The following is a 14,637-nucleotide window of genomic DNA, read 5'->3' as shown; positions in this document are numbered from 1 at the left end:
ACAAGGCCTACGGCAAGGCAAAATAAGGAAAAAACGCCGTTACAACACAAAAGGCCGCGAGGATTAACCACGCGACCCTTGTTTGGGGGGGGGAATTTTGAAGAAACTACCAGCTAGTACATGCAGTATAGTCCTTATTCGGCATGGGACATTCACTTGCCAGGCGCCAGCTTTGGCAGGCATTGTCGTTCTTGCTATCAGCGCACATGACCTTGTCGCCCAGAGCCTTCTCGGCATTTGCACGGCCCTTGCCGGAATACACCAGAGTAGAGGAACTAGATACGACCGTGGAGGAACTGGACGTAACTTCGTCATCGTCAGAGGCTTCTTCTGCAGCGGTGCTGATCTTATTTCCCTTGATGGTAATGGTCGTCCCCTTAGCAGTCTTAGCCACCTTGCACACATTGCCGTTCTTGTTGCAGGAAACCAGGCCCTGGTTGGCGGCTTCCTGAATCAAGTCCTGACGAGCAACGTAACATTCATTCCACTTATGGCCGGCATTGCTCCAGCCGCCGTGATTCTTGGCCACGTTACCGTTCAGTTTACACCAGCTGGGCGGGCAGCGATTTCCAGCCTTCGTGTACATCACGCCGCAGCTGCCGTCGTCTTCATCCTCAAAGCCCTCTTCCTCGTCATAGAACTTCTTATTGGAACTACTAGATTCAGCAGAGGAGGAAGACACAACAGAAGAAGAAGACTTTTCCTCAGGATCAAGGCCAGAGCCCGAGCCGCCGGTAGGTCCTCCCGCCACGACGATTTCGTCATCCGGAGTTTCCGGATTCAAGGTACCAGCAGGATTACCCGCAGCGCTGGAAGAAGGAGTGTGGCCGGCATAGTTGTTGGGCGCCGTAATCATAGAAGCCTGCAAGTTGAAGTTGCCCCAGTCCTTTGCCAGCGACACACAACCTGCTGAAGTCTGTGATTGCACGATTTCCGGGCGGAATTCAATCTCAGTAGCGTTCAAAGCCACTACTCGGATCTGCCACTGGTTCCCCACATGGCAATTGCCCAGACCCACGCGATTTTCGGCCTGCCAGGCCACTTGACCCTCCCCACCCAGGGCAGAACTCAAGTTCCTACCCTTGATGGAGGTGGTGACGTCGCCTTTGGAGTACTTAAAGACGTCCGTCCTACCCTTCTTGCCACCCGGAGACTGGTAACCAATCTTCTTCCAGGTACCAAAAGACTTGTGTTCGTACAGGTATGCGGACTGCAGCTTAGTATAAGTCGAAGCCGCCGGCGAAATCTCGCTAGCCTTGGCCTTAACCACAGCCCCCGCCACCTTCGGCACCACCACGGATGCCAGGATGCCCATGATGATCACCACCACCATCAGCTCCACGATTGTAAACCCTTGCTTTCTCATAAGAACCCCCAAAGCTCAAATAAAAAAACGTCTGTAATATTTCCGTTATATTCTAAATGTAATATCACATTTTACTTACGTTACATATTTTTTCTTATTACAAAGTTCCAACTTGGAATCCAAAACAAATTACTCAGCAAGCGGAAATAAGCCAGTATGAAAAGGAAAAGGCCCCCTTGCGGGGGCCTTTGAAGTTCTTGTTTATTGAAGGAGATGATTACTTACAATCCCAAACATAAACCTTTGTCACAAGGCAATTTTTACCAACCTTCAACTTAACAGAAGTACTAAGCGTACTAAAAGAACGTTCATGATAACCACAAGTAAGGTCGTCAAATCCATCTATATTGGAAACCTTATAATAATGTTCAAATGAACCACCTGTAGTATTCGCATGCACCTGGATTTTTGCACAAGACTTGCAGAAATTGAACGTAAATTCTCCATCTTTGAATTTACCTTCAACCGTCTTATTGGAATTGTTTTCATTGATGCAATAATCATACGTACCAGGATCAGCATACTCTCCAGTCACTGTGATATTGGCAGAACAGCTTGTTTCCACACCATTTAACCACAGCTTGTAAGTACCGCTTTGGACAGCAGTAACTTGAACTTCCTTATAACCATCAGATTCATTTTCCTTGGCTGTAGCAACATCATCACCCAATTTGAGTTCATAAGAACACTGATTATTCTTACAGTTATTCAAGTTGAACTTAAACTTGGTATTGGATCCCACAGTAAGCGTAGAACTTTCCAGTGAGCAGTTAGAAACAGAAGGCTGAGCAACAGTAAGGTTCGCAGTGCAGGCCTCCTTACCATCCACTTCAAGCTTGTAAGATCCACTCACCTTTGCAAAGAATTCACCCGTTTCAAACCAACTATAATTGTAATTATTGTTAAATGAACCACTTTGAAGGCTGTTTCCATTAGGATCAAACAATTCCCAAGAAGTACCGCTAGCAACACTCATGTGTTCCACCTGGAACTTGGACTTTTCTCCATAAGATCTAGAACTATTGTCCATCTTACAGGTTTCTGCAGGAGATGTTTCCAAAACATCCACAGAGCATACGGCATCCGCCCCCTCATCAAGAAGATGGAGTGAGTAGGTTCCAGGCCCCGTAATCTGGGGTTCAATATAATTACCATAGCTATTATGAGCGATGGTGGAGCCATTCTTCTTCAAATACCATGTACAAGCATTACTGTTACAATTCGTAATGTTCGCCTTGAACTTTGTAGTTGCTCCCGGAGCAAGAGTGGTCTTTTCCGGTGTACAGTAAGTCACCGTCATTTCCGGGAAGTTCGGATCTGCAGAACAGGCTGCAGCAGTTTCCCCTTCTAAGAAGACACTATACTTACCCTTTTCGATCATTGTTGATACGTACACTTGATTTTCCTGATCAGCAGAATTCTGAGTAGTTCCACTAGCCTTCGTTTCTCCAGAGGGAGACTTAATGGTGTATGCACAGCCCTTACAAGTAGTCTTAAACTTGAACTGACCGCCATCACCCCAGTTATGGGAACTATTGGCAAAGTTACAAGTGGTATTGTACGTAGAAGGCGTAGTAGGAGTGGTAGAACCAGAACCCGTTAGCAAGCCACTATCCGTACAACCTTCCGGAGCAGCACCACCAGCAGCAGGACCAATTCCGCTCACCTTATCGCAACTCATACTATATATGATTACCCCAGCAGGAACAGTAAACGTGGATCCAGTTTTGGGAGACTTAAATCCCGAATAACGATCCTGCAACTTATTTGTATTAGCACCTTCTTCCTTTGAACCAGTACATTCTATTTCTGTTCCGTTAACAGTCATAGTCTTGCCCTTGGTACAATAAATCCACCAGTTCGCATTTTCACCACAATTGTGTTTCAATGTATAGGATCCATACGGAATATCGTCATCAACCCTCGCATGGGTATTAGAATTCAAATTTGCAACCATACAAATGGTTCCCGAAGAAGGAGTCTGTTCAGTCGGATTATCTAAATCAGGAGTCTTTTCAGGTTCAGTTGTAGTAGAAGAACCAACCGTAAAGGTACAGTTGCTCTGAGTTTCTCCATTGAGGACAAAAGCAACAGTATAACCAGAAGGCAACGCATCCGTCCAATCCGCACGGAAGGAGGATTCAGAAGCAGGTTGCTTATTAACGCGACCTACTTCATTCATATAAGTGCCACCCTGAGCATCAAGAACTTTTACATAAGCAGACCAAGTATGGTTATCCGGAGTTACCTGAGCAGAAAAACTCTTTTTATCATCTGCAAGAGAACAAACTGCAGATGCGTGAGCATCATTGGACTCTACCGTAAACGTTTGAGAGCAAGATCCACCGCCCAACGTAGTGACAGTCCATGTATGAGTACTACCAGCTTCATACTTGCTGCCAGGAGTATTCAATCCATCAAAGGGGGCTGTAGCTCGTGTAGCCGACGCGTCATTTGCAGCGGATCCACTAGCAGCCACTCCATCCAAAGAAACCTCATAAGGGCATTTTCCAGAAGACAACTGTCCGCAATTACCAAGCGTAAAGCCGAAGGATGGAACTCCCATTCCCGGCTCCACTGTGTTTTGAGTCAAAGCCTTGCAGCTCACTGTTAAAGGTTGAATTACTTCGGAAGCACAACGTCGAGGATCAGAAGTCTTTTCTCCATCCTTGGCAACAACTTCAAAATAGAACTTGCCTTCTTCACTAACATTTTCAAAGAGCGAACCATCTTCGAATGTATACGAGTTACCTTCTTCACTGCAAACCACATCGGTCTTCTTTGCAGAAGTCCCCAAATGATCCAAACCATCGGAAGGCGTAATGTCGCAACTAGTGGCATTAGCGGCAGATACAGATACACTCCAAGAGGAACCATTGTAGGTAACTGTACAACCGGTTACACCCAATGCATAGGGACAGCTGCTAATAGCGCTAGTGACATAGAAGCCCTGCGTACCCCTTACGCGAATAGCCGTAATAGTCTGAGGATCGAACAAATCCGTATTTGCCACATCTTCAACAGTAATGGTAATTGAAGATCCGTCCGTATTACGGATGCTACTGGTCCTTCCGGAGTTATCCACTAAAGATACAGAAATATCTGCGGCACTTGAATTATTGAACTCCAGAGAAACAAAGGCATCTCTCAAATTCACGGAGGTTTCACCATCAGCAAGTCCAGCACCCGTCACCAGGATGTTGCAATCTTCATTCGCCTCGCAATACATAGCTCCAGATGCATTCTTACGGAAGTCATAATTTTCAGAGCAGAATTTCAGCTCACCTACCAGGAACTCTCCGCAAGTTTTAGTATCCAACATGGAACTAGGCGGAGTAGTACCGCTAGGACATTCCATCTTCACCTTGGCATCTTTCTTAATTCCAGGGAAGGGATTGGGATTGTAGTTCGTTGCAACCGGAGTAAAAGCAAACCCATGAGGGCCTTCTTCCGTAAAGTTATAGTATTTATCCTTCAACGTAGAACCCACATCCCAATAAGAGCCGTCATTAGAATAATAACCACAAGCGAAATATTGGTACCAGCCGCTCCAGTCGTTCCAAGTAAAGGAAGTGTAATTTTGAGCAAGGTCGCAGCCATTGTAGTAGTACTTCAAATCGCAACCTTCATACTTTGAATCACTTTCAACAAAGGAAGAATAGGCGACCCAAGGTGTAACATCAGAATTAGCGGGGACATTACCACCAAGGTAATTGGCCTTAAAGGAACATAACAGCTTAGGTGCAGCATAGCACATTCCCGAGTAAGTATCACTCATCCAGGAGATGTCAAACACTCGGAAAGAGCTGTTATACATTTTCATACCAACTCGATTATGAAGGTCATCCGCCAAAGTCTTCCCACCAAATTCATTTGCAAGGTCAAAGGAAATTCCTCTTTCCCCATCCTTCAAGAATACGCGATCCAAGCCAAGGTTCACATCCACCTTTGCTCCCTTCACCTTAAGAATCAAGGTCATGGAAGTATTCTCGGAGATAATAATGGAACTACCAATAGAATAGGACGACGTTTCCAACTGTTTTTCAACGCAAATATCCTTGGTATTATCTCGAGTACCCTGACCATGTACTAGGCAAAGTTCTGCATAAAGCAAATTAGACACGCGACCAATCGTTCCCAATAAGGAAGCATTACCATAGATGCTCAATTGATAATACTCAGAAGCATCATCATTTGAACGGAAGATAAAGCCAGAATTGTGACGGGGATTAGCATCCGTTGTAAAGTACGAGGTCATGGTACCATTGAAACCTGCATCTCTCGTACTCAAGACAACGGCCTGAGTGGAATTTGACACGGCGGGATTCTCGTAAGCAGCAGTATTGGCATGCAAATAGTTATTCGAAATTTGCGGAGCCAACTGAGTAGATCCATTCACCTTGCTGGAAGAAGCGCAATACTCCTTTTTACGTTTGCATGTATTTTCAAGAGGCCAAACCGTATAATACTCCAAACATTCATCCGTTTTCACCCAATTTGCACAAGTTGCAGGACGGTTATTATAAACCATCACCCAGTCCGCGGTTTCGTTACCCGATTCAGCCTGTTTTCCCTTTGTAACCACACAAGAAGAACCACTTGCCTGTGAAACCGCACAAGTATCGATACATCTAGTAGCTCCATTACCGCAGAAGGAGGTGAAATCTTCCTTGCCCTCAGTCGGTGTAAAGTCTTCGTAGAAGCAATGGGTATCCTTATCATTAAATGCAACATAGAAAGAGTTATTATCTGAAATAAGGATGGGATACCTACCCACATTTACAGCATTTTCTTCGGTACAGTCCTTACCAGTACACTTAAAGTAGGAGAAATTATCCGTGCCTTTTGCCTCTGGAATAAGGAAATACTTATAACCCGGGTACACCAAGAACTGGCAGACGCTACCGCTGCCACGGCATTCCTTTACCTCTGCATCAGGGTCAGGTTCATCTCCACCACTAGCATTCATTTTAAGCAAAATACCCGTCCCTGAATTATCTGTGTTGGAAAGAGTAACCGTCAAAGCCTTCGTCTTACGAACAATGGAACCATACACGTAACCCGTTTCATTATCCTGAGTAGGATCAAACTGATTGTCCAATTGAGGAATAAATACTTCACAGTATTTGTCAACAAGTGCACTCTTACCCGTTTTCTCCTTCAATGTAACAGAAGAATACATACTGCAAATCCAATATGTATTGGGATCCGTTGCATCGGCAGTACAATTCGTACCCTTAGCATATGCCCACACATCAGTGACACCGTCCTTAGTCAGGAATTCGTCGCAATTGGGAGCATTAATAGCAGAATAATACTTGTTACCAAAGCCTTCATCACTCTGGCAGTTGGCATAATACTTATTACAGTATTCGCTAATATCCTGGCGAATAACATTAACGGATCCTGAGGTGGCCACACGGGTAATACTGACTGCACCCGGCTTACAACCGCTATAGGGAGGAATAAGCTGGAAGTACAAGGAGCCAGGCATATCCCCAGATTTCGTCACATGGAAGAGAACGTCTTTGCGCTTTGTATCAGAAGGAGTTACTTTCAAGGTATAAACGGCAGAGCCATCACTATTTGTAGAAATAGGAGTCAATCCGGTTACAGTCCATCCAGAAGGAGGCGCAGACATATAAATATCAATGGCAACTTCCTGAGCATTAGATATACCGGGAATGTCAAGTTTCACGTCAACTTCCGTAACCTCAGAAGAAACCTCGTAGAAATCCTTTTCGAAATTCAGTTTCACATCTTCGGTATTTCCATCTACCAGCGCATAGAATGTCGCATCGCCATAGGTAGAACTTGAGTAAGTACAAGTATAAACACCCTTGCTTAAAGTATCCGCAAACTTATCAACTGTAGGAAGTCCATCCGGAGTACAAGAAACATTGCTTGCAATCTTTGTTTCTGTTGCACCATTTAAATTCAAGACGTCATAGTAATCCGACAGTCTTCCCGAAGGAAGTCGAGGCAAATAAAGAACGCGAGGCATAATCAGAATAGAAGGATTTATCGTAGACGTATTGTTTACGTTAAATTCCCCTTCACGGCTTTTATATTCAGACTTCGTAGTTAGCAGTAACTGCGGAGCCACAGAGATAATGTAAGAATCAAAATCAGCATCCGTAAACGTATCTGCAGGACCCGATGACCCACTACCACTAGAGCTCTTTGTACACTTCTTTGTGCCATCATACTCACAAAGGACCGAGGCTTCGGAAAGAGCAGAAGCCAGTGTAGAATTAAAATCCGAAACAATGGTATTAACAGCTTTAACCTTATGACAATCTGCAAGATAAAGGGAGCCTGTAATGCCCTTACCGGTACCGCCATTATATTCAACATCCCCAAGGCTATAGATGAAATAATTTCTAAATGCAGAATTGGCGGTCATCTGAATAACCCCACCCTTCTTCCAGTACATCATCACGCTAGCGTCGGAACTGGTCGGAGGAAGATTGAAAGTACCTGCATTTTCAAAAACAATAATGTACTTCTTTCTTAAAGTAACTCCGGAACCAGTATTCTGGAACTGGTAATCGCTACCATCAAATTTTATCAAAAGCCATTCGTCATTATAAAGTTCACCCGCTTTTTTTGCTTCGTCATAACATTTTTCCAGCAGGGACCATCTATCTATAGAGTTACCTGTTTCCCAAAAACTTGCGGAGTATTGAGGTTCAAAATCCCCACCTGCACAAGCGCCCTTCTTCTCTGCAGAATGCATTTTGGCATTGGTCAGCAGATTTTCATTAAACTGCAGTGCTTCAGCAACATGGGGGCCAACGCAATTGCCGCTGGAACTTTCATCAATGGATTCCTGAAGGTCACTCATACTGTTTGCACCCCAACCATTAGTATCAATGGAGGCCACATAGTTTCCGTTCACCTGGAAGAAAACTTCATTTCGAGCAACATTACAGTTCGTGCCCACATTTGTGCCACTAACCGTTTCAGTTCCGCTACAACTGTAAAAAGTACTGTTCTTCCAAAAATTAGCACCATTATTATCAGTAGGGGCACAATTAGACTTGTTACAGAACGTATTAGAGGCAAGAGCCTCACCACCAGTTACAGTGTTGCCACCCTTAGATTTGTAGGTAAGCGTATGACCTGTAATTGTTTTCACGTCATTTGCATCCCAATAGGATACATAGTCAGTCGTTGCATCTACCTTTCCTTCAGAGCTGGAAACTCGAAAAATCTTCGTACCCGAATAAACATATTTGCCTGTAGAACCTAAAACAAAATTAGGAGCATCTTTATATCTCAAGTGGAAACCATCGTTGTTGATACCACCCGACAGATACACGTTACCCAGGAATTTCACTTCATAAGGCTGAGCCCCCATAACTCCGCTATAGGTAGCGATATCCGGGAAATTAAGAACTCCCCCTTTATTGATAACCAGGTTGCCATTTATGGTGTACTTGGTACCAGCATTGTGGCGAGGAGTAATCACGTCGCCATTAGAAGTCATGTTACCAGCAACAGTAATGCCTCCACCTGAGCCAGTATTACACTGAGCACCAGCAGGAGCTCCTGTACCAGACATGTCTACACCATTTTCAGCATAAATATCACCACCATAAGTATGGAGGCCGTTAAAATAAATCTTGCCCTTAACATAGGTATCATTGGTCACTTCAAAATTCGTACAGGTAAACAAGTCTCCATAGACAAACAAGTCATTAACCCTAGTACTGCTGTTCACATTCAAGTTACCGGCCACAATCAATCTTTTATCAACATCTACCGCGGTATTAAATGTGGCGCTTCCGTTAATAACGCCCGAGCTCACATCCAGGCTAATACCATCCGTTGCACCAGCAAAGACGGCTTCTTCGTAGTTAGACATTTTCGGCATTTTCGGCACTTTCGCGCGATACAAGCCGTTCACATTCAAAATGGAAACTTTCTTAAAGGTGGAGCCATCAGAAGATGTTCCTTCAGAAAGAATCTTTACCGTGTAGGGATTGGTTTCAACATCGGCACCCACAAACCAAACCTTAAACTGCTGATTATCTTTATCTAGCGGATTCAGCATGGGATCCAGAGATATGGGACGTTTTTGGGAATCTTTTAAGAACTGACGAATCAAGGCGCCAGTTTCGCTACCATGATAGGTCATCCAGTTTCTAGCAGAAGCAATACCTGCATCGGCAGCAAACTCCGCCTGACGCATATGCAAACGACCTGCAGAGGAACGATCCGCAGAGGACAACCACTTGTATGTAGCCGTTGCAGCAATCGTTGCAACAAGCATAAACATCAAAACGGTTAAAAGAGATACACCTTTTTTACTGTAGAAATGCATAAACACTCCTTATTCTGCGCCATTACTGGGAACGGCAACATCAACAGAAACTCGACCTTCTTCGTCATTCTTTCTTAAGGAAACAACTAATCTAAAAGCCTTAACATTCTTTTTATCAGCAGCAGTAATGCTATTTACTTGGCTTTCATCAAATGTGTAGAATCCTTCCGGAATTTTTACCACCTGCAAGCCGGAAATATTGAACGTACCAGAAGACAATGCCGGTGAATACGCGGCAACGTCAAACACTAGGCAAACTTTTTCAACCTTTTGGGAAACATTAAAGTTGATTTTTCGCTTCACAAGATCCATTTCGGAAGACATGGGCGGGTAAAACATCATATCCTTAATGACAGTTTTTGCCCCAGCAGTCGTTCTAAAGCCAACCGCCAAATGGTCCCTACCAGGGATAAACATTTGTGACTTATCATAAATGGACGTCTTGGATATTCCAAAAATGATTTGATAAGTCATGCCAACATCAAATGTCATCTGCGTACACAACTCTCCAAAAGAGCCGTCTGTGCCCCCCACTTCTGCTGCATAAACTTCATTTACTTTCTTTGTACTTTCGACTGTTTCATTTTCGTAGTCATAATTTGATACGAAACCGCTCAACATTACAGAACTTCCACCAGATTCCGGATCAATCGTTGTTCGGAAATAGGTAGAACCGTCATAGCGAGGAACAAGCCTAAACAAACTTTGATCGGACCCGCTAGGGAATAAGACGCCAGCACTAGAATTCGCCTCCAAGACGCTGGGAATAGCGGGAACCACTTTAAAACTATCAACCCCCTGAGCCATGACCATTTCCAGTGCACTATTTTCGGGACACATTTCATCGGCAGCAGTCTTTTTATTCCTAGTTTGGCAGCTTCTAACCAATTCGTCACCATCGATATACCAGGAGATTTCTTCAACTGCAGCATAGGAACCGTTGTCATCAAAACGAATCTTTCTGAAATACAGAGAATCCTTACCATCGCTGCTCTTCTTCAACACATAAGAAGAACGATCCGAATTTGAAGGGTCAATAAAAACATCCTCAGATACATAAAAGGAGTCCGATGTAATCGTTCTGGATTCCATAGAACTCTTTGCACCCATCTGAGCAACATCTTCCTTAAGAATTGCAGCCACCTCTTCGGCAGCAGCAAGAGCCGTAAGCTTGCTTTCAGTTCTGATGCGCATCTTAGTGCTACTGGTAAATGCAGTACCAGCAATCACCACGACGATTCCCACAATCGCCATGTACACAATCAGTTCCATCAATGTCATACCGCGCTTATTCATCGGACAACTCCTGCTACGTTGATGGACTGTGTCGATCCTTTGAATGTCCATTGAACAGAAACCGTCACCTGTTTTGCATAGACATTCTGGTATGTTTCATAATTCGACTTGCTTTCTGCAACGTAGTCATTTGTTTTTTCAACAATCACTTTGGGGGAATACTTCATAATGACTTTACCACCTAGAGATCTCTTCCATTCCCTAGTTTTTTCCCCAAGCTGAATAGTCGTTGCAGCGGTTGGACTTGAGGAGATTGCTGCACTACCTACCGCTTTTAAGGAGTCCATAATTTCCTGAGCAATCTGTACCGCACCATCACGACCTCGCATACGCAGAACAGCCTCATCATTACTAGTTTGGAGATGAAGCAGGGCCAGATACAAGAATCCTAATACAACAATGGAAACCATGACTTCCACAATACCGAAGCCACGGTTCCTAAGCGCACTCTGATGACCAAAAATGTTAAGTAACTTTCTCCACATAATCACATCCTGCCCAGCTAGTCGCAATCACCTTCGTCACAGGAATAAGCCTGTATATTATTGACTTCGTTAGTCTTCAATGCGACCGCATAATGTTTCGTACTTCCATACTGAGCGCAAACAACTCCAGTTACAGGAGCTGCAGAAAGCCCAAACCTGGGTTTAAATACGCCATTTGTTCCGGTCAGCCAATTTTTTTCGTCCGTAAAATCGGGGCATGACGTCACAAACTTTAGAGGAGTATCCAATTCCATAGAGTACAAGGACGGAGAACCTGCAGCAAGTTTGCTACAATCACTGCCTTTATAAACAAACAGCCTTCTGTCATTAGTCCCCACTTTCAAGCACAGGGTGGTAGACAATCTGTTTGCTTCGGTGGCGGTTCGTTCCAAGAAGGCGGTTATGTTCTTGGCGGCATCGTCTACTCGAGAATTTTCCACAGCACCCTGAAGCCCTGCTACACCCATAGCAGAGAGAATCCCCATGATAATGACTACTACCATGAGTTCCACCAAAGTAAAACCTTTTTTCTGCACGCGTGTCAAATTTTCACTCCATACGCAAAAGGAACGCTCCGAGGAGCGCCATACAGTATACGACACCAATATATATAAATAATCTTCAGTTCGTAAACATCAGTTTACTTTTAAGGGGTGTATGGGCTATATATCACAAATATTTGCAAAATTTCCCACAAACGTAAACTTTTATTAACAACATTATACTTTGAGCATTGTCTCGTAAAAAAGGTATTATTTATGCCAAAATCGGGTAGAACATGAAAACAAATGGATTTACACTCGTTGAATTGATGGTTGTGATTGCCATTATGGGGATTCTGTCAGCCATTGCAGTACCCAAATTTTTTGGACAGACATCCAAGGCCAAGGCTGCGGAGCTAGCCCCCGCAGCCATGACTTACATTACCCTGCAAAAAGCATATCTGACAGAAAAGCAGAAAATCGGGACCTGGAAACGAATCGGTTACAGCGCTCCTCGCAGTGGGGATCATTTCAACTACAATGATGGCGGAGTCATCAAACATTCCATAAAGCAAAGTGATTTTGCCAAGGATCTGGCAGGTGATGGCGTTATTGGCTGGCAGGCCGAAAACACCATAGCACTAGACAACTGCAAATCAGGCAATAAATGGACTATCTCCATTATCGCCCAAAGTAAAACCTCAGTCTATTTCAAGTCAAACGTGACTTCTGGTTCCTGCGAAGAACTCACCAAAGGCTGGGGACTGTGGGAGAAATAAATTTCGGCGGACGCTAATCAGATTAAAAACAGAAAAGACAGCCCTTAGCAGGGGGCTGGCTTTTCTAATTTGAGTGAAGAAGGATAAGGAGTCCTAGGACAGGTACGAGAACTTAATCGGAAGAGGTTTCTGTGGTAGATGACTTAACCCAATGAGTAGTATCAGTTGTCAAGGTGATTTCTTGTTTGCATGCTAAATCATAATAATATCGAACTCTTGGGTTTGCTTTTGTCGTGGTCTGAGTCATCACGGCATATACAACTCTAGTTCCATAAATGCGGACTCCATTTGCATCTCCATAATAAAGACTTTGTGTTGCAGCATATATATTGCCTGGCACAACACTTTCAGTAGTGTGCAATTCCGACAAAATTTTAACACTACTGGTATTCGCAGAAGAACCTACTTCGTCTTTGAGCCAGTTATTTAAATCAGTTCCCGCAGCGACATTGTCATTCTTAACATAACCACTCACATTATAAAGGCTGTTAAACGTTGTTTCATCCTGATCATTCTTATCCAAACTTTTTGCTTTGCCATCATTATCAGAAGAGCATCCACTCACAATAGCCTTTGCCAATGTCATTTTTCCTTCAGAAGTATAGCCATCCTTGGTTACTTCAATCGTATCCTTCAGCAAAGGGGAAGGATAGTTCCAAGTCTGTTTCATAGGGTCATCTTTTTCATCTTCAGTAGTTTCAACCCAATTAGACGTGTCCGTACTCATATCAATTTTGTTGGTGCCGGAACACTTTCCATTAGCGTCCAATTTATAGCAATAATCGCCGCCCGTTGCTGAAGTTGCAGTAAAATACACCTTCCTAGATCCATATGTATTAGCCATAATGATATCTTCTTTAGCATACCCATAGTACAGAGTTTGCGTAACTTCGTACGTATGGCCCTTCACCAAAGTTTCATCACCCTTTAAGTCTACTGCAGAAAGAATCTTTACCGTTGAAGAAGTTCCTCCGAGTAACGTTTGTTTTGCATCTGCGCCCAATAAACCATAATTCAAATAATAGGTTCCCGATGCCGTGGAAAAATTTTTATCTTTAGATTTATCGTTCTGCGAACTTTGTCCATTCCAAAGGGCTCCTCCAAAATTAAACGTTCCATCAGCGTTAGTATTAAGTTCATACCTAGACACAGCAGACCATTCTGTTTTCGGTTCATTACTAGACGCAGCCACCTGAGTATTCCCGCCAACGACACCCCAATCGCCGGAGATTGCGGCACATTCGCTAGAGGAAACATCCGACTTGTATTCAAGCTGAATGTTGCCATCACTATCGGCCCCCTTATTCAGGATAGTCACGGTCCATTCATTATCGATGGTGCAGCCACCAAGGGGAGCTTTATTTGTAGCTTTCCAACCTACTAAGCCGGACTCACCGAGATTAGACACATTCGTTGCAACCTTAATATCAGCCTTATCGTACGTAAACACGTCTGACTTGGGTTTGGTATACCCAATTTTTCTCCAAGAACCGATTCGCTTCTTTTCCATGACATAGGCATTCTGCAGCTTGATATAGGTATTGGCGGCGGGGGCAACTTCACTTGCCTTGGCCTTTGTAACGGAGTTCGTTAATTTGGGTATTGCAACACCAGCAAGAATACCCATGATCACAATAACGACCATGAGCTCAACAAGAGTAAATCCTGTTTTATGATTTTTATGCATAAAAACCTCTACACAAGAAAAAAACGACGCCAAAGGCATCTTCTCATTACATCCTCTACAAATATATCTAAGAAAGAGAACAATCCAATTTGTGTAGCAAAAAAAACGGGAATAAACACCCCGAAAAGCTGTTCCGAGTTGGAATACAAGAGTGAAAACTTGAAATAAAAGCTCCTTTCTTCTCTATATAAATTTCAGCGAAAGGAGTCTTCA

The 14,637-nt window shown here is 43.7% G+C and carries 7 protein-coding genes; 1 reads left to right on the top strand and 6 read right to left on the bottom strand.

Features of this window, described 5'->3' with window-relative positions; genetic code table 11:
- Positions 1–106: 106 nt before the first annotated feature.
- The 5 genes from BUB59_RS15745 to BUB59_RS04115 form a co-directional block, all read right to left on the bottom strand.
- Positions 107–1,366, bottom strand: coding sequence for a type IV pilin protein (locus tag BUB59_RS15745; protein ID WP_073225913.1), 1,260 nt, complete (start codon positions 1,364–1,366; stop codon positions 107–109).
- A gap of 217 nt (positions 1,367–1,583) precedes the next feature.
- Positions 1,584–9,653: a hypothetical protein gene (locus tag BUB59_RS04130; RefSeq protein WP_143160214.1), complete on the bottom strand. Its 8,070-nt coding sequence runs from the start codon at positions 9,651–9,653 to the stop codon at positions 1,584–1,586.
- A 51-nt stretch (positions 9,654–9,704) separates the two neighbouring features.
- Positions 9,705–10,991, bottom strand: coding sequence for a prepilin-type N-terminal cleavage/methylation domain-containing protein (locus BUB59_RS04125; RefSeq protein ID WP_073225907.1), 1,287 nt, complete (start codon positions 10,989–10,991; stop codon positions 9,705–9,707).
- On the bottom strand, positions 10,988–11,476 hold the full coding sequence (locus BUB59_RS04120) for a type IV pilus modification PilV family protein (RefSeq protein ID WP_073226100.1): 489 nt from the start codon (positions 11,474–11,476) through the stop codon (positions 10,988–10,990). The genes BUB59_RS04125 and BUB59_RS04120 overlap by 4 nt, the downstream gene beginning before the upstream one ends.
- A 17-nt stretch (positions 11,477–11,493) precedes the next feature.
- Positions 11,494–12,012 carry a pilus assembly FimT family protein gene (locus BUB59_RS04115; protein ID WP_083540160.1) on the bottom strand — a complete coding sequence of 173 codons (519 nt, stop codon included), beginning with the start codon at positions 12,010–12,012 and terminating at the stop codon, positions 11,494–11,496.
- Positions 12,013–12,254: 242 nt separating this feature from the next.
- Here BUB59_RS04115 and BUB59_RS15740 point away from each other — a divergent pair, with 242 nt between their 5' ends.
- Positions 12,255–12,737 carry a type IV pilin protein gene (locus BUB59_RS15740; protein ID WP_073225904.1) on the top strand — a complete coding sequence of 161 codons (483 nt, stop codon included), beginning with the start codon at positions 12,255–12,257 and terminating at the stop codon, positions 12,735–12,737.
- A gap of 112 nt (positions 12,738–12,849) precedes the next feature.
- Here the strand turns inward: BUB59_RS15740 and BUB59_RS04105 are convergent, their stop codons facing one another.
- The gene (locus BUB59_RS04105) at positions 12,850–14,424 is read right to left on the bottom strand and encodes a type IV pilin protein (protein WP_073225902.1); all 1,575 of its coding nucleotides are present in this window, start codon (positions 14,422–14,424) and stop codon (positions 12,850–12,852) included.
- Positions 14,425–14,637: the final 213 nt, after the last annotated feature.

The sequence above is a fragment of the Fibrobacter sp. UWEL genome (assembly GCF_900142535.1).
Classification (GTDB): Bacteria; Fibrobacterota; Fibrobacteria; order Fibrobacterales; family Fibrobacteraceae; genus Fibrobacter.
The sequence above is the reverse complement of the archived record's forward strand: the minus strand, read 5'-3'. Positions and strand labels throughout refer to the sequence as shown.

Excerpts from the sequence above, each read along its gene's own strand:
- BUB59_RS15745 (WP_073225913.1), bottom strand. The coding sequence starts at position 1,366 with ATGAGAAAGCAAGGGTTTACAATCGTGGAGCTGATGGTGGTGGTGATC.
- BUB59_RS04125 (WP_073225907.1), bottom strand. The coding sequence starts at position 10,991 with ATGAATAAGCGCGGTATGACATTGATGGAACTGATTGTGTACATGGCG.
- BUB59_RS04120 (WP_073226100.1), bottom strand. The coding sequence starts at position 11,476 with ATGTGGAGAAAGTTACTTAACATTTTTGGTCATCAGAGTGCGCTTAGG.
- BUB59_RS15740 (WP_073225904.1), top strand. The coding sequence starts at position 12,255 with ATGAAAACAAATGGATTTACACTCGTTGAATTGATGGTTGTGATTGCC.
- BUB59_RS04105 (WP_073225902.1), bottom strand. The coding sequence starts at position 14,424 with ATGCATAAAAATCATAAAACAGGATTTACTCTTGTTGAGCTCATGGTC.